Genomic DNA, 20627 nt, shown 5'->3' with positions numbered 1-20627 from the left:
ACGATCCCCGGGGTCAGCAGCGAGGTTCCTGCCTCCAGCAGCCGCGGCTCCAGCAGCGTTTTGCCGCCGTTGGCGACGTGCTGCAGCCAGGCCTGATGGACCTTCTGCGCCGCCTGCGGGGAGATTAAGCCGCCGAGGAACGGCTGGGGCTCCGCGTCCCACGCGCCGGGAATAAGCCGCTGCGCGACGGCCACCAATCGCGCCAGGAACGCATCTCCGGCCTCGCCGCGCTTCACCAGCAGACGACGGGCGCAGGTGCAGCGCTGCCCGGCGGTAATAAAGGCCGACTGGATGGTCAAATGCACGGCGGCATCAATATCCTGTGGTTCGTCAACGATCAGCGGGTTGTTGCCGCCCATTTCGAGCGCGAGGATCTTCTCCGGCTGTCCGGCCAGCTGGCGATGCAGCTGAAAGCCGGTGGCGGAGCTGCCGGTGAACAGCAGCCCGTCAATATCGGACTGGCCGCTCAGCGCCTCGCCGGTTTCGCGCCCGCCCTGCAGCAGGTTCAGCACCCCCGGCGGCAGGCCCGCTTCGGCCCACAGCTTCACCACCGCCTCGCCGCTCTGCGGCGTCAGCTCGCTGGGTTTAAACACCACCGTATTCCCCGCCAGCAGCGCCGGTACGATATGGCCGTTTGGCAGATGGCCGGGAAAATTGTACGGACCGAATACCGCCAGCACGCCGTGCGGCCGATGGCGCAGCGTCGCCGACCCGTCGCCCATGGCGGTGTTCGCCTCGCCGGTACGGCTGTGGTAGGCCTTGAGCGAAATGGCAATTTTATTGATCATCGCGCCAACTTCCGTCGCCGCCTCCCAGCGCGGCTTGCCGGTTTCGGCGGCAATAATGGCCGTCAGCGGCGCTTTGTTGGCCTCCAGCAGGGCGGCAAACTTTTCGACGATCGCCTGGCGCACGCGAAGCGGCGCTTTGGCCCACGCCGGAAACGCGCGCCGGGCGGCCTCAACCGCCTGCGCAACCTGCCCGGCGTCGGCGTCGTTACCCTGCCACAGCGGCTCTGCGCTCACCGGGTTGCTTTTACTGCGGGCCGGGCCGCGCCCGGTTTGCCAGTCGCCGTTAATCCATAGACTCATCACTTTTTCTCCTCGGGGATCAGGCGCACCATGCGGATACTGTCGCCGGGGTGGCATTTGAGGGCATCCAGCTCGCGGGCGCTCAGCAGCAGACGGTCGGTATCGGGGTCGGCCTGCACCAGCATCGCGCGAAACTGCTGATACTGCTCGTTGGCGACCAGGCACAGCGGCCACTCGCCCGGCGCCGGCTGTCCTTCCGCCACGGCGACCAGCCGGCTTTTGCGAATCGCCCGCACCCGGTCGATATCGCACTCCAGGGTTGGGCCGCCGTCGAAAATATCGACATAGTTGCGGTAGCGGAACCCCTCCTTCTCCAGTACCGCCCGCGCAGGAGCGGTTTGCGGATGCACTTCACCGATGACCGCCCGCGCTTCATCGGATAAAAAGTCGATATAGAGCGGATGCTTCGGCATCAGCGCGGCGATAAACGCCTTCTGCCCGGTGCCGCACAGATAGTCAGCGCGGGAAAACTCCATCGCGAAGAAGCGCTTGCCCAGGCTTTCCCAGAACGGCGAGTAACCGCTGTCGTCGATGACGCCGCGCATCTCGGCCACCACTTTTTCATTAAAGCGCTCGCGGAAGGCGGCCATAAACATAAAGCGCGACTTCGACAGCAGGTAGCCGTTGCCCTCTTTGCGCCACGCCGGGTCGAGAAACAGCGTGCACAGCTCGCTGCTGCCGGTGTGGTCATTGCTGAGAAACAGGGTCGGCAGCGCGTTGTAGACGTTCAGCTCTTTCGAGGCGTGAACCTGGGTGCCGACGCGGTAGTTGTACCAGGGATCGTTCAGCCCCACCGCCACCTCGACCGCGCAGATGCCCACCACCGCGCCGCTGGCCGTATATTCAAGGACGAAAACGTAGCCCTGCTCGCTTTTCGGCAGCTCGCCGCGCCAGGTCTTTTGCGAGCGTTCGATCCGCGCCGCCAGCGTCGCGGCGTCCGCCGGCAGCGAGGTCAGGCCGCCGCCGGTTTCCCCCGCCAGCGTCAGCAGCCCCGCCAGATCGCTCTGTTCCACCGGACGGATAACCATCATGATGACGCTCCCGCGAGGAAGTGGCGGCAGGCCAGCTCAAAGCGATCCAGACCGGCGTTCACCTCTTCCTCACTCACTATTAGCGCCGGCGCGAAGCGCACCACGTTCGCGCCGGCAATCAGGATCATCAGCCCATCCTCCGCCGCCTGGGTGCTGATGGCTTTGGCCTTACCGGCGTACTCATCCTTCAGAACGCAGCCAATCAGCAGCCCGAGGCCGCGGGTCTCTTTGAACAGGCCATAGCGGGCGTTAATCGCCTCCAGCCGCTCGCTAAACCACTGGTGGCGCTGCTTAACGCCGTTCAGCACCGCCGGCGTATTGATAATCGACAGCACCTCGCCGGCGACCGCGCAGGCCAGCGGATTGCCGCCATAGGTCGTGCCGTGGGTACCCACGGTCATCACGCTGGCGCACTCTTCGCTGGCCAGCAGCGCGCCAATCGGGAAGCCGCCGCCCAGCGCCTTGGCGGTCGACAGCACGTCCGGCGTGACGCCGTAGTGCATATAGGCATACAGCTCGCCGGTGCGCCCGACGCCGGTTTGCACCTCATCGAAAATCAGCAGCGCATTGTGGGCGTCGCACAGCTCGCGCAGGCCGCGCAGGAATGCCGGGTCCGCCGGCACCACGCCGCCTTCACCCTGCATCGGCTCGACGATAACCGCGCAGGTATTGTCGTCAATCAGCGCCCTGGCCGAGTCCAGGTCGTTATAAACCGCGTGCTGGATCTGCGGCGGCAGCGGCGCAAAGTCTGCGGAGTAGGCCGGCTGGCCGCCGGCAGAAACGGTAAACAGCGTCCGGCCGTGGAAGGCATTCCTGAACGCTACGATGCCGCTTTTCTGGCTGCCGTAGCGGTCGTGGGTGTATTTGCGCGCCAGCTTCAGCGCCGCTTCGTTGGCCTCTGCGCCGGAGTTGCAGAAAAAGACCCGATCGGCAAAGGTGGCGTCAATAAGCTGTTTCGCCAGCCGCAGCGCCGGCTCGTTAGTGTAGCCGTTGCCGGTATGCCAGAACTTCCCGGCCTGCTCCGTCAGCGCGTTAACCAGCCGGGGATTGGCGTGCCCCAGCGCGTTCACCGCGATGCCGCCGGCAAAATCGATATACTCTTTCCCCTGCTGATCCCACAGGCGTGAGCCCTCACCGCGTACCGGAATAAACGCCGCCGGCGCGTAAACCGGCATCATCCATTGCTCAAAGTTGCTGCGCGTAATTGACTGAGACATATCGACCTCTTCCGGTAAATAAAAAGTATGAATAATGTTAAATATTATGGGTTATTACGCTGTAAATGTAGATTGCACGCATCGTGCCAGCCAGAGGAAAAAATGCATAAACTGAGGTAGATCGCGGAATATCAATAGCTTACAAAAGTTAAATATTCACATTAAATGCATAAATAGTGAATAACAATCCGATAAAGGCCGATGAGCAGTGAATAAAACAGATAGTTTATTCATCAGTGAGATATAATTCTGTATTTGTGATCCTCTACGAAATTTATCGTAGATATTCGCCCTTTTTTGGCGCAGGATGCGCCAGAATGGTGCAGGATTTGGCCATTCGCCGCCCTGCGCCCGGCGCGGCGGACAATAAAATGCCTTCCGGCAGCCAGCCCGCCGAATTTCTGCTAACATCCCTGCACTATTCACCTAGCACAGTGGCAGCGACTATGAAATTTGTCTCTTTTAATATCAACGGCCTGCGTGCGCGCCCGCATCAGCTGGCCGCCATCGTCGACAAGCATCAGCCTGACGTCATTGGCCTACAGGAAACCAAAGTTCACGACGATATGTTCCCTCTCGAAGAGGTGGCAAAGCTCGGCTACAACGTGTTCTACCACGGGCAGAAAGGCCACTACGGCGTCGCCCTGCTGACCAAAGAGACGCCGGTTAGCGTCCGTCGCGGCTTCCCGGGCGACGATGAAGAGGCCCAGCGCCGCATTATCATGGCGGAAATCCCCAGCGCGTCCGGCAACGTGACGGTGATTAATGGCTACTTCCCGCAGGGCGAAAGTCGCGATCATCCGACAAAATTCCCCGCCAAGGCGGCTTTTTACCAGAATCTGCAGGACTACCTCGATAACGAGCTGAAAAAGGACAATCCGGTGCTGATTATGGGCGATATGAACATCAGCCCGACGGACCTCGATATCGGCATCGGCGAAGAGAGCCGCAAGCGCTGGCTGCGTACCGGTAAATGTTCGTTCCTGCCGGAGGAGCGCGAGTGGATGGCGCGCCTGCTGGGCTGGGGCCTGGTCGATACCTGGCGCCACGCTAACCCGGAAAGCAACGAGCAGTTCTCATGGTTCGACTACCGCTCTAAAGGCTTCGACGACAATCGCGGCCTGCGTATCGACCTGCTGCTGGCCAGCACCCCGCTGGCGCAGCGCTGCGTCGAAACCGGCATTGATTACGAAATTCGCGCGATGGAAAAACCCTCCGATCACGCGCCGGTGTGGGCCACCTTTAAGCCGTAACCCCGCCGACCTGACTCTCCGCCCTCTGCCGGGCGGAGAGTCAGATTATCCTGAGCAAAATCAACAAAGCAGCGCCCCTGGCAATCTGCCCGGTGTCGCCTTATATATTATCGCCACGCGGTACCGGGCGCCGTTCTGGTAGCAGCCTCCCAGGGCGGTCGAGCACGGCATATCTCCAGCGGGCTAAGGGGTTGTCTGGGCGTCACAAAGGCGGTGATAATAGGCCATTATCCTTCATGGAACGATGATTCAGATGCTAAAAACCATTGATGTTGTGGCCGCCATTATCGAGCAGGACGGCAATATCCTGCTTGCGCAGCGCCCGCCGCACGCTGACCAGCCGGGAATGTGGGAGTTTGCCGGCGGCAAGGTGGAGTCCGGCGAGAGCCAGGCGCAGGCGCTTGCCCGCGAGCAGCAGGAGGAGCTCGGCATCGTCGCCCTTCCCGCCCGCTATATCGCCAGCCACCGGCGGGAGGTCTCCGGCCGGCTGATTCATCTTCACGCCTGGTGGGTGCCCCACTTTAGCGGTACGCCAACCGCGCACTACCACAGCCAGCTACGCTGGTGCTCGCCGCAGGAAGCCTTAACCTTCAACCTCGCGCCAGCGGATATCCCCCTGCTGGAAGCCTTTATCGCCCAAAGCGCGTCCCTCCTTTCCCGCTAATGCCGCGAGGCCACGGTCATCGCTTTTAGTTATGACAGCCGGCAGATTATAAATTTTGCTTTCAGGGTAACTTTTCCTTGCTTGCCTAACGATTGCCGGTGTTATAGTCGGAAAATCGGCTTTTTCAAGGGCCGAATCATAATAAATATCCATAAAATCATTCAGGTTGCAGCGCGGCGGCATGGGAGCCTTTCTCCGGCCGCTTACACGAGCAGGCGCACCGGGTAAGCGGGCGCCGCCAGCCTGAAGGATGACATGTATAAACGCAATCACAACCATAAGGGGAACTTATATCTATGGATCAGACGTGCACTCTGGAAGGTTTTCTCGCCCGCGTTCAACAGCGCGATCCTCATCAAACCGAATTTGCTCAGGCCGTCCGCGAGGTGATGACCACCCTGTGGCCTTTCCTTGAGGAAAATCCGCGCTATCGCCAGCTCAATTTGCTGGAACGTTTGGTTGAACCGGAGCGGGCCATCCAGTTCCGCGTCGTATGGGTTGATGACCGTAATCAGGTGCAGGTTAACCGCGCCTGGCGCGTGCAGTTCAACTCCGCTATCGGCCCGTACAAGGGCGGCATGCGCTTCCACCCGTCGGTCAACCTGTCGATCCTCAAATTTCTCGGCTTCGAGCAAACGTTCAAAAACGCCCTGACCACCCTGCCTATGGGCGGCGGTAAAGGCGGCAGCGACTTCGATCCGAAAGGGAAGAGCGACGGCGAAGTGATGCGCTTCTGCCAGTCGCTGATGACCGAACTGTATCGTCACTTAGGCCCGGACACCGACGTGCCGGCTGGCGATATCGGGGTTGGCGGTCGCGAAGTGGGCTTTATGGCCGGGATGATGCGTAAGCTCTCCAACAACAGCGCCTGCGTGTTCACCGGCAAAGGACTCTCCTTTGGCGGCAGCCTGATTCGCCCGGAAGCGACCGGCTATGGTCTGGTCTACTTCACCGAAGCGATGCTTAAACGCCACGGCCTGGGCTTCGAAGGAATGCGCGTAGCGGTTTCCGGCTCCGGCAACGTTGCCCAGTACGCCATCGAAAAGGCCATGGAGCTTGGCGCGCGCGTCATTACCGCCTCTGACTCCAGCGGTACCGTGGTCGACGAAGCGGGCTTTACCCCAGAGAAGCTGGCGCGCCTGTGTGAAATTAAAGCCAGCCGCGACGGTCGCGTTGCCGACTACGCCCGCGAGTTTGGCCTGCAGTACCTCGAAGGCCAGCAGCCGTGGTCCGTGCCGGTGGATATTGCGCTGCCGTGCGCCACGCAAAACGAACTGGACGTTGACGCCGCCCGCCTGCTGATCGCCAACGGCGTGAAGGCCGTGGCCGAAGGCGCCAATATGCCGACCACCATCGCGGCAACCGACCTGTTCCTCGAAGCCGACGTGCTGTTCGCGCCGGGTAAAGCCGCTAACGCCGGCGGCGTAGCGACTTCCGGCCTCGAAATGGCGCAGAACGCCGCGCGAATGAGCTGGAAAGCAGAGAAGGTTGACGCTCGCCTGCACCATATCATGCTTGATATTCACCACGCCTGCGTGGAGTACGGCGGCGAAGCGAAGCAGACTAACTACGTGCGCGGCGCCAACATCGCCGGCTTCGTTAAGGTCGCCGACGCGATGCTGGCACAGGGTGTGATTTAATCCGCGGGCTCTCCCGGATCGCGCTTATCCGGGAGAGCCGCTGACGGAGCCCAACGAAAAAGACCCCGGCCTGCGGGGTCTTTGATTATGGATTGTCGGCAGGCGCATCCGCCGCTGGCTTCTTGCTCTTCGCCCTCGGCTTGCCTTTGCTGAACGCTTTCTTAGCGCCTCCCGGCGCAACGATACCGCGGAACTGACGAGCGGGCGTGCTGCGCGCCTGGTCGATAAGCTGATAAAGCGTTCCCACCAGCGGCTGCATAAAGTCCTGATAGCGGCACTGCTTTTCGCTGATTTGCGTCAGCACCGATTCCCAGTGCGCGGTCATATCCGGCCGCGCGGCCATTTCGGGCAGGGAGTGGATCAGCGCCCGTCCCGCGTCCGACGAGTGGATATAGCGCCCTTTCTTGACTAAAAAGCCGCGCTTAAACAGCAGCTCAATAATTCCGGCGCGGGTCGCCTCGGTGCCCAGACCGTCGGTGGCGCGCAGGATCTTCTTCAGATCCTTATCCTGCACGAAGCGGGCAATCCCGGTCATCGCAGAGAGCAGCGTCGCGTCGGTAAAATAGCGCGGCGGCTGGGTTTGTCGCTCCACCACTTCGCCCTTCTCACACAGTAGCTCATCGTCTTTCGCCACCACCGGCAGCGGCGTACCGTCGTTCTCTTCGTCGCGCTCTTTATTACCCAGCAGCGCCCGCCAGCCGGCCTCGGCGAGGAAGCGCGCCTTGGCAACAAACTTGCCGTTGGCGATTTCAAGGTCAATCTGGCATTTGCGGAACACCGCGTCCGGGCAAAACTGCATCAGGTACTGACGCGCGATCAGGCCGTAGACCTTGATCTCGTTCTCCGTCAGCCGCACCTGGCTGCTGCGCGCGGTGGGAATGATGGCATGGTGCGCATCAACCTTTTTATCGTCCCAGCAGCGGTTGCGGATCTCCGGATCAACCGCCGGCTGGGGCAGTAAATCCGGCGCGTGGACGCCGATGGCGTTGAGTACCGTATGGCGGCCGGCGAAATGCTCCTCCGGCAGGTAGCGGCTGTCCGAACGCGGGTAGGTGATAAGCTTGTGGGTCTCGTACAGCTTCTGGCAAATATCCAGCACGTTTTGCGCGCTGAAGCCAAAACGCTTTGCGGCCTCAATCTGCAGCGCCGAGAGCGAAAACGGCAGCGGAGCGGGCTCCGAATCCCGCTTATCGTTGTAGGCGGTGACCAGCGCCGGCTGGCCGGTAATCCGCGCGACGACGTGCTCGGCCAGCGGGCGGTGCAGCAGGCGCCCCTCCTCATCCTGCCAGGATTCGCAGGCGTCGCTCGGCTGCCAGGTGGCGACAAAGCGCTCGTCCTGGGGAGTAACGATATGCGCTTTGACGTCGAAGAAATCCTTCGCCACAAAGTTCTCGATCTCTTCATCGCGACGCACCACCAGCCCGAGCACCGGCGTCTGCACGCGCCCGACCGAGAGCACGCCCTGATAGCCCGCATTACGCCCGAGCAGCGTGTAGGCGCGGGTCATGTTGATCCCGTACAGCCAGTCGGCGCGCGCGCGGGCCAGCGCCGAGACGCAGAGCGGAATAAACTCGCTGTTGGCGCGCAGGCGAGAGATCGCCCGCTCAACCGCCTGCGGGTTAAGATCGTTTATCAGGCAGCGCTGCACCTGCTGACGCTTTTCCGGCGCCAGCTGCAGATAGTCGAGAACTTCATCCACCAGCAGTTGACCTTCTCTGTCCGGGTCACCGGCGTGGATCACCTCTTCGGCGTCGCCCAGCAGCCGCTTGATAACGTTAAGCTGTTTGCTGACCGAGGGTTTCGGCTGTAGCTGCCACTTCTCCGGGACGATGGGCAGATCGACCAGGTTCCAGCGCGCGTAGCGCCCGTCATAGACATCCGGCTGCGCCTGCTCCAGCAGATGGCCAATACACCAGGTGACCACCTGCCCGTTGCCGCACTCAATATAGCCGTCACCCTTGCGATGCGGCTTGGGTAACACCTCGGCGATGGCGCGGCCGAGGCTCGGTTTTTCTGCAATAAACAGCCGCATGTAATCAACGGATCTCGATCATGGGGCGTCCACCGCGGGCGGTAACCAGCTCGCCGATCGCGGCCAGCGTCACGCCGGACGCCTCTGCCGCCGCGCGGACCTCGGCTTCAGCTTCCGGCGAGACTGCCACAGCAGGCCGCCGGAGGTTTGCGGATCGCACAGCAGATCGCGCCACTCGGCGGGCATTTCGCCCATCAGATGGCCGTAGCTGGCGAAATTGCGTCCGGTGCCGCCGGGAACCGCGCCGGCGAGAATATACTCCTCCACGCCCGGCAGTTTCGGGATGTCGGCATAGTTCAGCTGCGCCTGTACGCCCGCCCCGCGGCACACTTCGCTCAGGTGGCCAAGCAGGCCAAAGCCGGTGACGTCGGTCATCGCCTTCACGCCGTCGATATTGGCAAACGCGGCGCCAGCGAGGTTCATCTGACACATGGTTTCGGTCGCCAGCCCCTGATGCTCAGGCTTGAGCAGCGATTTTTTCTCGGCGGTGGTCAGCACGCCGATCCCCAGCGGTTTGGTGAGGAACAGCCGGCATCCCGCCTCGGCGGTGCTGTTTTTCTTGATGCGCTCGGTGGGCACTACGCCGGTCACCGCGAGGCCAAAAATCGGCTCCGGCGCGTCAATGGAGTGGCCGCCGGCCAGCGCGATCCCCGCCTGCTGGCAGGCAAATCGGCCGCCATCAACCACTTCACGGGCGATTTCCGGCGCCAGGGTGTTAATCGGCCAGCCGAGGATCGCTATCGCCATAATCGGCCTGCCGCCCATGGCGAAAATATCGCTGATGGCGTTAGTCGCGGCAATGCGGCCAAAGTCGAACGGGCTGTCGACAATCGGCATAAAGAAGTCGGTGGTGCTGATGATGGACGTGCCGTTGCCCAGGTCGTAGACCGCCGCATCGTCGCTGGTTTCGTTGCCTACCAGCAGATGGGGGTCAATAAACTTTGCCTGGTCACTTTTAAGGATAGTTTCCAGCACCTTAGGGGAAATTTTACACCCGCAACCGGCTCCGTGGCTGTATTGCGTTAAACGAATAGCTTGCTCGCTCATGGACATCTCCTGTCATTGCAATCCCGCTATGGTAGCGCCCAAACGTCAAGGTGGTAAGTACGACAGTCTGAAATCGCGAATAGTTGCTCATTAAGCAGACAAATATGCGATTTTGCGATAGAGAACCATTTTTTCAGCGTCATTTTAACTTTAACTAAAAGATGACAGAAATGTGACAACCAAACGTTCTGCTCTCTCTGGACAGATAACAACGAAAGGAAATTTTGATGAAAAAGCGCCTTCTCGCCCTTTGCCTGGCAGGCCTCTTCTCCGTTAACGCTTTTGCCCTGACGGCAACGGGTAACGATGCCACGACTAAACCTGACCTCTACTACCTGAAAAATGCTCAGGCCATCGATAGCCTGGCGCTCCTGCCGCCGCCGCCGGAAGTGGGCAGCATCGCCTTTTTAAACGATCAGGCGATGTATGAGAAAGGACGTCTGCTGCGGGCCACCGAGCGCGGTAAGCTGGCGGCGGAGGACGCAAACCTCAGCGCAGGCGGCGTGGCGAACGCCTTCTCCGGCGCATTCGGCTCGCCGATCACCGAAAAGGACGCGCCGGCGCTGCACAAGCTGCTGACCAATATGATTGAAGATGCCGGCGACCTGGCGACCCGCGGGGCGAAAGAGAAGTACATGCGCATTCGTCCGTTCGCGTTTTACGGCGTCGCCACCTGCAACACCACCGAGCAGGATAAGCTGTCGAAGAACGGCTCCTATCCTTCCGGTCATACCTCTATCGGCTGGGCCACGGCGCTGGTGCTGGCCGAAGTTAACCCGCAGCGGCAGAATGAGATCCTCAAGCGCGGCTACGAGCTCGGCGAGAGCCGGGTGATCTGCGGCTATCACTGGCAAAGCGACGTCGACGCGGCGCGGATTGTCGGCTCGGCGGTCGTCGCAACGCTGCATACCAACCCGGCTTTCCAGCAGCAGCTGCAGAAAGCGAAAGATGAGTTTGCTAAACAGCAGAAGTAGCGCCTGAAGCAGCCCGGCGGCAGGCGCCTGCCGGGCAATTCATCCTCAGAAACGCACGACGAACGGCGCGGTGTCGGCCAGAGCGATGCTGGTTGATGCCTTCAGCTGCGGCGTCCCCAGATAGAGGAAGCCGACAATCTTGTCCTGCTCGCGGCAGGCAAACCCTTCTCGCACGATGGCGCTGTCGGTTAACGCTCCGCTGCGCCAGATACCGTTGAATCCCTGAGCGACCGCGGCCATCTGCATCGCCATGACCGCGCAGCCCGCCGACATCTCCTGCTCCCACTTAGGCACCTTGGGGTGATCCTCGCAGCGGGCAACCACGGTAATAATCAGCGGCGCCCGGAACGGCGCGCTGCGCGCTTTCTCGACGCCCTTTTCATCCTGTCCGGCCGCAACGGCGCCTTTTTCCAACAGCTGGCTGAAGCGCTCGCGCCCTTCATCGGCAATAATAAAGAACCGCCACGGCTGTAAGGTCCCGTGATCCGGGGCGCGCAGGCCGGCGCGGAGGATATTTTCCAGCTGTTCGCCGGCCGGGGCCGGTTCAGCCAGGCGCGAGGCGCTGCGGCGGTTAATCAGTAGATCGAGAGCATCCATCTATGTGACTCCTGTGAGGTTATTTTTCATAAAATTAACATGCACAAGAATTTTGTTACAGCACGACGGGTGATTCCTGCTGACAAGCGCCGATGCTCTCTTTAGGATAGCCAGACGCGGCAGCCCCTGCGGTTAGCCCACTTTTGATAATGTTAGGGAGAATACATGCGAACCCTTTGGCGACTGATTGCCGGATTTTTTAAATGGACGTGGCGAGTACTTAATTTTATTCGTCAGCTCGCGCTGAACCTGGTGTTCCTGCTGCTGGTGCTGGTTTGCTTCGGCATCTGGGCGCAGTTCAGCAGCACCACTACGGAGCATGCCGCCCGCGGCGCGCTGCTGATGGATATCACCGGCGTGGTGGTCGACAAACCTTCGGCCAGCAGCAAGCTCGGGGTGATTGGCCGCCAGCTGTTTGGCGCCAGCTCCGATCGCCTGCAGGAAAACTCGCTGTTTGATATCGTACAAACCATCCGTCAGGCCAAAGACGACCGTAATATCACCGGTATCGTGCTGGATCTGAAAAATTTTGCCGGCGGTGACCAGCCGTCGATGCAGTACATCGGTAAAGCGCTGCGCGAATTCCGCGATAGCGGCAAGCCTGTCTACGCCGTCGGCAGCAGCTACAGCCAGGGGCAGTACTATCTGGCAAGCTTCGCCAATAAAATTTGGCTCTCGCCGCAGGGCGAAGTTGATCTGCACGGTTTTGCCACTAACGGCCTGTACTACAAGTCGCTGCTCGATAAGCTGAAGGTCTCAACCCACGTTTTCCGCGTCGGCACCTATAAGTCAGCGGTAGAGCCGTTTATCCGCGACGATATGTCCCCGGCCGCCCGTGAAGCCGACGGCCGCTGGATAGGCGAACTGTGGCAGAACTATCTCAATACCATCGCTGCCAACCGGCAGATCACCGCCCAGCAGCTCTTCCCCGGCGCTCAGGGCGTGCTCGACGGACTGCGTAAGGTCGATGGCGATACGGCGAAATACGCCCTGGACAGCAAGCTGGTTGACGAGCTGGCGACCTCCACCGACATCGAAAAGGCGCTGACCAAACAGTTTGGCTGGAGCAAGGCGGATAACAACTATCGCGCCATCAGCTATTACGATTACAGCGTGAAGACGCCTTCCGACCAGGGCGCCTCGATTGCGGTTATCTTCGCGAACGGCGCGATCATGGACGGTGAAGAAACCCCGGGCAACGTCGGCGGCGACACCACCGCGGCCCAGATCCGCGATGCGCGCCTCGATCCGAAGGTGAAAGCCATCGTGCTGCGCGTTAACAGCCCCGGCGGCAGCGTCAGCGCTTCGGAAGTGATTCGCGAGGAGCTGGCGGCAGCGAAGGCAGCGGGCAAACCGGTGGTGGTTTCCATGGGCGGGATGGCGGCCTCCGGCGGCTACTGGATCTCCACCCCGGCGGATTACATCGTGGCGAACCCGAGCACCCTCACCGGCTCCATCGGCATCTTTGGCGTGATCAACACCGTTGAAAACACTCTCGGCTCTATCGGCGTGCATACCGACGGCGTATCAACCTCGCCGCTGGCGGACGTCTCCACCACCAAATCATTGCCGCCAGAAGTGCAGCAAATGATGCAGATGAGCATTGAGAACGGCTATAAGCGCTTTATTACCCTGGTAGCTAACGCGCGTAAGAGTACGCCGGAGAAGGTTGACCAGATTGCCCAGGGCCACGTCTGGACCGGTGAAGATGCCAAAGCCAACGGTCTGGTGGATAGCCTCGGCGACTTCGATGACGCGGTGGCGAAAGCCGCCGAGCTGGCGAAGCTGAAGCAGTGGCACATCGACTACTACCAGGAAGATCCGACCTTCTTCTCAATGGTGGTTGATAGCCTGACCGGTTCCGTGCGCGCCTCTCTGCCGACGGCGCTGCAGGCCTTGCTCCCCGCGCCCGTCGCGGCGGCGGCCAGTGCGGTGAAGGCCGAAAGCGACAAGCTGGCGGCGTTTAACGATCCGCAGAATCGCTACGCCTTCTGCTTAACCTGCGCCAATATCCGCTAGCCCTCTCCGTTCGACAGCAAACCCCGGCCACGGGCCGGGGTTTGCCACTCCAGCCGACACATCTGTCACCATGCCATAACGGATATACCCTAAATAATTCCGGCTGCAGGATGACGGCAAGCGGGCGAATCCCCGGAAGCACAGGTCACTATGTGACCAGGGCGAGCATACGCAGCCAGCACATCTGTAACCCGAAAAACGGATATACCCTAAATAATTCGAGTTGCAGAAAGGCGGCAAGTGAGCGAATCCCCGGGAGCATAGGCCACTATGTGACCGGGGTGAGCAAGCGCAGCTAACGCATCTGCAGCTCGAAGTATGACGGGTATAGACGCTGTATTTTTTTCGCGACCACCTTATACTGCGCCTGTCCACGTACAACCTAAGCGATGTTATGCAAAAGAAATCGATTTACGTTGCCTACACCGGTGGGACCATCGGTATGCAGCGCTCCGAACACGGCTATATCCCCGTTTCCGGCCACCTGCAGCGTCAGCTCGCGCTGATGCCTGAGTTCCACCGTCCGGAGATGCCGGACTTTACCATTCACGAATATGCCCCGCTGATGGATTCGTCCGATATGACGCCGGAGGACTGGCAGCATATCGCGGAAGACATCCGCGCCCGCTATGATGAGTACGATGGCTTCGTGATCCTCCACGGCACCGACACCATGGCGTTTACCGCCTCGGCGCTGTCGTTCATGCTGGAGAACCTGGGCAAGCCGGTAATTGTGACAGGGTCACAAATACCGCTGGCCGAGCTGCGCTCCGACGGGCAGATCAATCTGCTGAACGCGCTGTACGTTGCGGCGAACTATCCGATTAACGAAGTGGCGCTGTTTTTCAACAACTGCCTGTATCGCGGCAACCGCACCACCAAAGCCCATGCAGACGGCTTCAACGCCTTTGCTTCGCCGAATCTGGCGCCGCTGCTGGAGGCCGGGATCCATATCCGCCGCCTCGGGACGCCGCCGGCACCGCACGGCGTGGGCGAGCTGATCGTGCACCCGATTACGCCGCAGCCGATCGGCGTGGTGACGATTTACCCGGGTATCTCCGCCGACGTGGTGCGCAATTTTCTCCGCCAGCCGGTGAAGGCGCTGATCCTGCGCTCTTACGGCGTCGGTAACGCCCCGCAGAACGGCGAGTTTATTCAGGTTCTGACGGAGGCCAGCCAGCGCGGGATTGTGGTGATTAACCTGACGCAGTGCATGTCCGGCAAAGTTAACATGGGCGGCTATGCCACCGGCAACGCCCTCGCCCAGGCGGGCGTGATCGGCGGTTTCGATATGACCGTCGAGGCGACGCTGACCAAGCTGCACTACCTGCTGAGCCAGAATCTGGACGTTGAGGCCATTCGCCGCCTGATGCAGGAAAACCTGCGCGGCGAGCTGACTCCCGATGAGTAAGGAGCTGATGATGAGCAATCGAGCACTGCTGCTTGTTGATTTACAAAATGATTTTTGCGCGGGCGGCGCGCTCGCCGTTCCGCAGGGCGATAGCACCGTTGATGTCGCCAACCGGCTGATCGACTGGAGCCTGGCGCGCGGCGAAATCGTGGTCGCCAGCCAGGACTGGCATCCGGCAAACCACGGCAGCTTCGCCAGCCAGCACCAGGCCGAGCCCTACTCGCAGGGTGAGCTCGACGGGCTGGCGCAGACCTTCTGGCCGGATCACTGCGTGCAGCACAGCGCCGGCGCAGAGCTGCATCCGCTGCTTAAACAGCAGGATATTGCCGCCGTGTTCCACAAGGGTGAAAACCCGGCGATCGATAGCTATAGCGCCTTTTTCGACAACGGCCATCGCCACAAAACCCAGCTTGACGACTGGCTGCGCGCGCGCGGGATCGTCGAGCTTATCGTACTGGGTCTGGCGACCGACTACTGCGTCCAGTTTACGGTGCTCGATGCGCTCAACCTCGGATATCGCGTTAACGTGATTACCGACGGCTGTCGCGGCGTCAATATCCAGCCCCAGGACAGCGCCCACGCCTTTATGGCCATGGCCGCCGCCGGCGCAACGCTCTATACCCTCAGCGACTGGCTGGAAACCCAGGCCTGACCCCTCGCCCGAAGCCGCCGCTTCGGGCCACTCCCTTGCGCTTCCTCTACGCGATTCATTGAGCTAACTCGCAGATTCAACAGGCTATTGCTGATAGTGTGGGCGGGCTATTTTTTCGCCACGCCATTCCGTGGCGTGTTTGCTTTTTTAATGTCAAAGAGGATCGTCCATGAAACTTTTGCCTTTGCTGGCAGCATTACCCCTGCTTTGCGCTTCTGCGGTCTCAGCTCAAGCCCTGATGTCCGTCGGCTACTTTAACGGCGGCGGCGACGTGACCGCCGGGCCGGGCGGCGACATCGATAAGCTGGACGTGCGCCAGATTACCCACCTCAACTACTCCTTTGGCCTGGTCTACAACGACGAAAAGGATGAAACCAACGCGGCGTTAAAAGACCCTGCCCGCCTGCATCAGATTTGGCTGTCGCCAAAAGTGCAGGCTGATTTACGCAAAATCCCCGCACTGCGCCAGCAGAACCCGGAGCTGAAGGTTCTGCTCTCCGTTGGCGGCTGGGGAGCGCGTGGCTTTCCCGGCGCGGCAGCCAGCGAAGAGAGCCGCGCGACGTTTATCCGCTCGGCGCAGGAGATCGTCGCGCAGTATGGCCTCGACGGTATCGACCTCGACTGGGAGTATCCGGTCAACGGCGCGTGGGGACTGGTCGCCAGCCAGCCTGCCGATCGCGACAACTTCACCGCCCTGCTGAAGGAGCTGCGTGGCGCATTTGGTCATAAAAAGCTGGTGACCATCGCCGTGGGCGCCAACGCCGAAAGCCCAAAAAGCTGGGTTGACGTCAAAGCTATCGCCCCGCTGCTGGATTACATCAACCTGATGACCTACGACATGGCCTACGGCACCCAGTACTTCAACTCGAATCTGTACGATTCAACGCGCTGGCCGACGGTGGCGGCAGCGGATAAGTACAGCGCCGATTTCGTGGTGAATAACTATCTTGCCGCCGGTTTAAAGCCGAGCCAGATGAACCTCGGCATTGGTTTCTATGGCCGGGTGCCAAAACGGGCGGTTGAGCCGGGTATCGACTGGAGCAAACCCGATGCGCAGAAAAATCCCGTCACTCAGCCGTACTTCGGCCCCGAGCAGATCGCGCTGTTCAAATCCCTGGGCTTCGATCTGAGCAAAGATACCTACGTGAAGTACAACGATATCGTCGCGAAGCTGCTTAACGATCCGCAAAAGCGCTTTAGCGAGCACTGGGATGACCAGGCGAAGGTGCCGTGGCTGTCGGTGCAGTCGGCGGACGGCAAGGCGCTGTTTGCGCTCTCCTACGAAAACCCGCGCTCCGTGGCCCTCAAGGCCGACTATATCAAGAGTAAGGGGCTGGCAGGGGCGATGTTCTGGGAGTACGGCGCCGATGAGCAAAATCAGCTGGCTAAGCAGCTGGCAGAGTCGTTAGGGATTAAACACTAGCCTGCCGGCCGTTACGGTCCCGCAGCGCCCAGGAGGAGATGAGGTGTGTCCCGTCCGGGGATAGGTTATGATTGTCGCAATCGGCTGCGCCAGGCTTTGGCGCAGCTTTTCATTTGCTACAGGAGGCATGGGGCTTTATGGCTTTTATCCCCAAAAACTACGCCCGTCTGGAAGTCGGCTATCGCGAAAAGGCGCTAAAGCTCTTCCCGTGGGTCTGCGGACGCTGTTCCCGTGAATTTGTCTATTCGAACCTGCGCGAGCTGACGGTGCACCATATCGATCACGATCACAGCAATAACCCGGAAGATGGCAGCAACTGGGAGATGCTGTGCCTGTACTGCCACGACCACGAGCACTCCAAGTACACGGAAGCCGATCAGTATGGCTCAACGGTAGTGGCGGGCGAAGACGCGCAAAAGAGCGTCGGTGAGGCGAAATATAACCCGTTTGCCGATCTTAAAGCGATGATGAACAAGAAGTAACCGGTTCGTAAAGCTTCAGCGCCCGGCGGCGAAACCCGCCGGGCCTGCGTAAGCAACCCCCGCGCGAGCCGCTCAGGATTTAAACGTCACAATAGGTTCTGGCGTAATGCCGAACTCCACCTTCAGCTGCTGCTTGCTCTTCATCACCATCTGCCCGCTGGTATCAATCGTCATGTGCTGGGCCTGGACGTTGTGTCGCGCCTGCCACAGCATCACCAGCTGCAGGCTATTCCCTTTCTGCTCCGGGGTTAGCGCCACCCCATCCGGCCATTTTCCCAGCTCCACCGCCGTGGCCAGACGCTGATAAACTTCCGGGGTCATACTGTCGATAATTTGCTCGATATCCATCGTCCGCTCAACTCCGCATTGGAATAATTTGCTGAATCGTTTCTCTAACCCTTGATCTGCTCGCCGTTATCCTCGTCGTTGAAGCTTAACGACGCCGAATTTACGCAAAAACGCTCGCCGGTCGGCTGCGGACCATCCGGGAAGACGTGCCCAAGGTGAGCATCGCATTTGCCGCAGCGAATTTCCGTGCGCTGCATACCGTGGGAGTAATCATTCAGGTAGCGAATGGCCTCGTCGCTCACCGGCTCAAAAAAGCTCGGCCAGCCGCAGCCTGAATCGTACTTGGTTTGCGAGTGAAACAGCGCCGCGTCGCACACCAGGCAGTGGTAGACGCCGTCTCGCTTGTTGTGGAGCAGTCGGCCGGTGAACGGCGGCTCGGTGCCGTGATTCTGCGTCACGTAAAACTGCATCTCGCTCAACTCTTTTTTGAGCTCGTCCGAGGAGGGTTTATTCGACATGTGCATGCTTCTCGCTGTGAAAGGACAACTTTAACCGCTCGATTCTAACAAAACATTAACAATGAAGCGTGGACTTTTGTTCTAAACTTATTCGATGCCGATGGGCAGCTAGATAATTGTGATGTAAATCACATTTTTATCTTTAATGACCTTTAAAATTCCGCGCGCAGTCCCCATATGGAATTGGGCTCAAAGGGAGAGTGAGGCAAATCAATCGCGCAAAGGTGTGCTCAGGATTGATTTGTCGCAATGATTGACACGATTCCGCTTGACGCTGCGTAAGGTTTTTGTAATTTTACAGGCAACCTTTTATTCACTAACAAATAGCTGGTGGAATATATGACTATCAAAGTAGGTATCAACGGTTTTGGCCGTATCGGTCGCATTGTTTTCCGTGCTGCTCAAGAACGTTCTGACATCGAGATCGTTGCAATCAACGACCTGTTAGACGCTGACTACATGGCTTACATGCTGAAGTATGACTCCACTCACGGCCGTTTCAACGGTACCGTTGAAGTGAAAGACGGTCATCTGGTCGTTAACGGTAAAAAAATCCGTGTTACCGCTGAACGCGATCCGGCTAACCTGAAGTGGGACGAAGTAGGCGTTGACATCGTTGCTGAAGCAACTGGTCTGTTCCTGACTGACGAAACCGCTCGTAAACACATCACTGCTGGCGCGAAAAAAGTCGTTCTGACTGGCCCGTCCAAAGACAACACTCCGATGTTTGTTAAAGGCGCTAACTTTGACAAATACGAAGGCCAGGACATCGTTTCTAACGCATCCTGCACCACTAACTGCCTGGCACCGCTGGCTAAAGTTATCAACGACAACTTCGGCATCGTCGAAGCGCTGATGACCACCGTTCACGCGACCACCGCAACTCAGAAAACCGTTGATGGCCCGTCTCACAAAGACTGGCGCGGCGGCCGCGGCGCATCCCAGAACATCATCCCGTCCTCTACCGGTGCTGCTAAAGCAGTAGGTAAAGTACTGCCAGAACTGAATGGCAAACTGACCGGTATGGCGTTCCGCGTTCCTACTCCGAACGTATCCGTTGTGGACCTGACCGTTCGTCTGGAAAAAGCTGCTTCTTATGAAGAAATTAAGAAAGCAATCAAAGCTGCTTCCGAAGGCGCAATGAAAGGCGTTCTGGGCTACACCGAAGACGACGTTGTATCTACCGATTTCAACGGCGAAGTTTGCACTTCCGTGTTCGATGCTAAAGCAGGTATCGCTCTGAACGACAACTTCGTGAAACTGGTTTCCTGGTACGACAACGAAACTGGTTACTCCAACAAAGTTCTGGACCTGATCGCTCACATCTCCAAATAAGTTGAGATGAGAACCTGATCCAAAAAGGCGACTTCGGTCGCCTTTTTTTATGGCTTAACTCGGTACCTGCACACCAAGGATTGCACCATGATTAACAAAATTTTTGCTCTCCCGGTTATTGAACAAGTTACCCCTGTCCTTTCCCGCCGCCAGCTTGACGACCTCGAGCTGATTGTCGTTGACCATCCGCAGGTTAAAGCCTCCGTCGCCTACCAGGGCGCGCACCTGCTCTCCTGGAAACCCGCCGGAGAGGAAGAGGTGCTGTGGCTGAGCGGCAACACGCCGTTTAAAACCGGCGTCGCGCTGCGCGGCGGCGTGCCGATCTGCTGGCCGTGGTTTGGCCCGTCGGCACAGCAGGGCCTTCCCTCCCACGGTTTCGCCCGCAATCTGCCGTGGACCCTGAAGGGCCATGATGAAGATGAAGGCGGCGTACTGCTGACCTTCGAACTGAAAAGCAGCGATAAGACCCGTCAGTACTGGCCGCACGAATTTACGCTCTACGCGCGCTTCAAGCTGGGTAAAACCTGCGAAATCGAACTGGAAGCGCACGGTGAATTTGAAACCACCTCCGCCCTGCACAGCTACTTCAACGTTGGAGATATCGCGGCGGTTAAGGTCAGCGGCCTCGGCGATCGCTATATCGATAAGGTGAACAACGCCCAGGAAGGCGTGCTGAGCAACGGCGAAGAGACCTTCCCGGACCGCACCGACCGCGTCTATCTCAACGCGGATGCCTGCAGCGTTATTCACGACGGCGCGCTGAACCGCGGCGTTGACGTTATTCATCACCATAACAGCAACGTGGTGGGCTGGAACCCGGGCCCGGCGCTTTCCGTGAGCATGGGCGATATGCCGGACGACGGCTACAAAACCTTCGTTTGCGTCGAAACCTGCTGCGTTACCGAGCCGCAGAAAGCCAGCGAAGAGAAGCCGTCTCGCCTGGCGCAGACTATTCG

Annotated in this window: 18 protein-coding genes and 1 pseudogene; 11 read left to right on the top strand and 8 right to left on the bottom strand. The window is 59.5% G+C overall.

Annotation, left to right across the window (positions count from 1 at the left end):
* From astD to astC, 3 genes are all read right to left on the bottom strand, one after another.
* Positions 1-1088 (bottom strand): succinylglutamate-semialdehyde dehydrogenase (astD, locus tag PFH44_RS15665; RefSeq protein WP_283825456.1); only part of this gene is annotated, 1088 nt, incomplete at its 3' end.
* Positions 1088-2119, bottom strand: coding sequence for an arginine N-succinyltransferase (astA, locus tag PFH44_RS15660; RefSeq protein ID WP_283825455.1), 1032 nt, complete (start codon positions 2117-2119; stop codon positions 1088-1090). The genes astA and astD, both read right to left, overlap by 1 nt.
* The gene (astC, locus tag PFH44_RS15655) at positions 2116-3336 is read right to left on the bottom strand and encodes a succinylornithine/acetylornithine transaminase (RefSeq protein ID WP_283825454.1); all 1221 of its coding nucleotides are present in this window, start codon (positions 3334-3336) and stop codon (positions 2116-2118) included. The genes astA and astC overlap by 4 nt, the downstream gene beginning before the upstream one ends.
* A gap of 446 nt (positions 3337-3782) precedes the next feature.
* On the opposite strand from astC, the gene xthA reads away from it, so the two are divergent.
* The 3 genes from xthA to gdhA all read left to right on the top strand — a co-directional run bounded on the left by xthA (position 3783) and on the right by gdhA (position 6893).
* Positions 3783-4589, top strand: a complete 807-nt coding sequence (gene xthA / locus PFH44_RS15650; RefSeq protein ID WP_241721676.1) for an exodeoxyribonuclease III — start codon at positions 3783-3785, stop codon at positions 4587-4589.
* Positions 4590-4842: 253 nt separating this feature from the next.
* Positions 4843-5253 carry a pyrimidine (deoxy)nucleoside triphosphate diphosphatase gene (locus tag PFH44_RS15645; RefSeq protein WP_283825453.1) on the top strand — a complete coding sequence of 137 codons (411 nt, stop codon included), beginning with the start codon at positions 4843-4845 and terminating at the stop codon, positions 5251-5253.
* A 296-nt stretch (positions 5254-5549) separates the two neighbouring features.
* The gene (gene gdhA, locus PFH44_RS15640) at positions 5550-6893 is read left to right on the top strand and encodes an NADP-specific glutamate dehydrogenase (protein ID WP_123551298.1); all 1344 of its coding nucleotides are present in this window, start codon (positions 5550-5552) and stop codon (positions 6891-6893) included.
* 85 nt (positions 6894-6978) lie between these two features.
* Here gdhA and PFH44_RS15635 read toward each other — a convergent pair whose 3' ends face one another.
* Both PFH44_RS15635 and selD read right to left on the bottom strand, forming a co-directional pair.
* Positions 6979-8925 (bottom strand): DNA topoisomerase III, encoded by a 1947-nt coding sequence (locus PFH44_RS15635; protein WP_283825452.1) that lies wholly within the window; start codon positions 8923-8925, stop codon positions 6979-6981.
* 4 nt (positions 8926-8929) lie between these two features.
* Positions 8930-9972 (bottom strand): annotated as a pseudogene (gene selD, locus PFH44_RS15630) (selenide, water dikinase SelD).
* 227 nt (positions 9973-10199) lie between these two features.
* Between selD and phoC the strand changes: the two are divergent.
* Positions 10200-10946 carry an acid phosphatase PhoC gene (gene phoC / locus PFH44_RS15625; RefSeq protein WP_045855016.1) on the top strand — a complete coding sequence of 249 codons (747 nt, stop codon included), beginning with the start codon at positions 10200-10202 and terminating at the stop codon, positions 10944-10946.
* Between the two features lie 45 nt (positions 10947-10991).
* Here the strand turns inward: phoC and PFH44_RS15620 are convergent, their stop codons facing one another.
* Positions 10992-11543 (bottom strand): NAD(P)H nitroreductase, encoded by a 552-nt coding sequence (locus PFH44_RS15620; protein ID WP_045855015.1) that lies wholly within the window; start codon positions 11541-11543, stop codon positions 10992-10994.
* 165 nt (positions 11544-11708) lie between these two features.
* Here PFH44_RS15620 and sppA point away from each other — a divergent pair, with 165 nt between their 5' ends.
* From sppA to yajD, 5 genes are all read left to right on the top strand, one after another.
* Entirely contained in the window at positions 11709-13562 is a 1854-nt protein-coding gene (gene sppA, locus PFH44_RS15615; protein ID WP_283825451.1) for a signal peptide peptidase SppA, read from the top strand.
* Between the two features lie 394 nt (positions 13563-13956).
* Positions 13957-14973, top strand: a complete 1017-nt coding sequence (gene ansA / locus PFH44_RS15610) for an asparaginase (protein WP_045855013.1) — start codon at positions 13957-13959, stop codon at positions 14971-14973.
* 10 nt (positions 14974-14983) lie between these two features.
* Positions 14984-15625, top strand: coding sequence for a bifunctional nicotinamidase/pyrazinamidase (gene pncA, locus PFH44_RS15605; protein WP_283825450.1), 642 nt, complete (start codon positions 14984-14986; stop codon positions 15623-15625).
* A gap of 169 nt (positions 15626-15794) precedes the next feature.
* Positions 15795-17048 carry a chitinase ChiD gene (gene chiD / locus PFH44_RS15600; protein WP_283825449.1) on the top strand — a complete coding sequence of 418 codons (1254 nt, stop codon included), beginning with the start codon at positions 15795-15797 and terminating at the stop codon, positions 17046-17048.
* A gap of 137 nt (positions 17049-17185) precedes the next feature.
* Complete coding sequence (yajD, locus tag PFH44_RS15595) at positions 17186-17530, top strand: HNH nuclease YajD (protein ID WP_045855011.1); 345 nt, start codon at positions 17186-17188, stop codon at positions 17528-17530.
* A gap of 72 nt (positions 17531-17602) precedes the next feature.
* Here the strand turns inward: yajD and PFH44_RS15590 are convergent, their stop codons facing one another.
* A complete protein-coding gene (locus PFH44_RS15590) occupies positions 17603-17878 on the bottom strand; it encodes a YeaC family protein (protein ID WP_283825448.1) in 276 nt (91 codons plus the stop codon).
* A gap of 44 nt (positions 17879-17922) precedes the next feature.
* On the bottom strand, positions 17923-18336 hold the full coding sequence (gene msrB, locus PFH44_RS15585; RefSeq protein WP_045855009.1) for a peptide-methionine (R)-S-oxide reductase MsrB: 414 nt from the start codon (positions 18334-18336) through the stop codon (positions 17923-17925).
* Positions 18337-18675: 339 nt separating this feature from the next.
* Here msrB and gapA point away from each other — a divergent pair, with 339 nt between their 5' ends.
* Together gapA and PFH44_RS15575 are read left to right on the top strand one after the other, a co-directional pair.
* Entirely contained in the window at positions 18676-19671 is a 996-nt protein-coding gene (gene gapA, locus PFH44_RS15580) for a glyceraldehyde-3-phosphate dehydrogenase (RefSeq protein WP_045855008.1), read from the top strand.
* A gap of 87 nt (positions 19672-19758) precedes the next feature.
* A partial coding sequence (locus PFH44_RS15575; RefSeq protein ID WP_283825447.1) for a D-hexose-6-phosphate mutarotase occupies positions 19759-20627 on the top strand: 869 nt, incomplete at its 3' end.

This window comes from Klebsiella sp. Ech2A (genome assembly GCF_030078455.1).
GTDB classification, from domain to species: domain Bacteria; phylum Pseudomonadota; class Gammaproteobacteria; order Enterobacterales; family Enterobacteriaceae; genus Klebsiella; species Klebsiella terrigena.
This window is presented reverse-complemented; position numbering and strand designations above follow the sequence as displayed.

Excerpts from the sequence above, each read along its gene's own strand:
- gapA (WP_045855008.1), top strand. The coding sequence starts at position 18,676 with ATGACTATCAAAGTAGGTATCAACGGTTTTGGCCGTATCGGTCGCATT.
- astA (WP_283825455.1), bottom strand. The coding sequence starts at position 2,119 with ATGATGGTTATCCGTCCGGTGGAACAGAGCGATCTGGCGGGGCTGCTG.
- sppA (WP_283825451.1), top strand. The coding sequence starts at position 11,709 with ATGCGAACCCTTTGGCGACTGATTGCCGGATTTTTTAAATGGACGTGG.
- gdhA (WP_123551298.1), top strand. The coding sequence starts at position 5,550 with ATGGATCAGACGTGCACTCTGGAAGGTTTTCTCGCCCGCGTTCAACAG.
- PFH44_RS15590 (WP_283825448.1), bottom strand. The coding sequence starts at position 17,878 with ATGGATATCGAGCAAATTATCGACAGTATGACCCCGGAAGTTTATCAG.
- astC (WP_283825454.1), bottom strand. The coding sequence starts at position 3,336 with ATGTCTCAGTCAATTACGCGCAGCAACTTTGAGCAATGGATGATGCCG.
- PFH44_RS15620 (WP_045855015.1), bottom strand. The coding sequence starts at position 11,543 with ATGGATGCTCTCGATCTACTGATTAACCGCCGCAGCGCCTCGCGCCTG.
- ansA (WP_045855013.1), top strand. The coding sequence starts at position 13,957 with ATGCAAAAGAAATCGATTTACGTTGCCTACACCGGTGGGACCATCGGT.
- xthA (WP_241721676.1), top strand. The coding sequence starts at position 3,783 with ATGAAATTTGTCTCTTTTAATATCAACGGCCTGCGTGCGCGCCCGCAT.
- phoC (WP_045855016.1), top strand. The coding sequence starts at position 10,200 with ATGAAAAAGCGCCTTCTCGCCCTTTGCCTGGCAGGCCTCTTCTCCGTT.
- yajD (WP_045855011.1), top strand. The coding sequence starts at position 17,186 with ATGGCTTTTATCCCCAAAAACTACGCCCGTCTGGAAGTCGGCTATCGC.
- PFH44_RS15645 (WP_283825453.1), top strand. The coding sequence starts at position 4,843 with ATGCTAAAAACCATTGATGTTGTGGCCGCCATTATCGAGCAGGACGGC.
- pncA (WP_283825450.1), top strand. The coding sequence starts at position 14,984 with ATGAGCAATCGAGCACTGCTGCTTGTTGATTTACAAAATGATTTTTGC.
- chiD (WP_283825449.1), top strand. The coding sequence starts at position 15,795 with ATGAAACTTTTGCCTTTGCTGGCAGCATTACCCCTGCTTTGCGCTTCT.
- msrB (WP_045855009.1), bottom strand. The coding sequence starts at position 18,336 with ATGTCGAATAAACCCTCCTCGGACGAGCTCAAAAAAGAGTTGAGCGAG.
- PFH44_RS15635 (WP_283825452.1), bottom strand. The coding sequence starts at position 8,925 with ATGCGGCTGTTTATTGCAGAAAAACCGAGCCTCGGCCGCGCCATCGCC.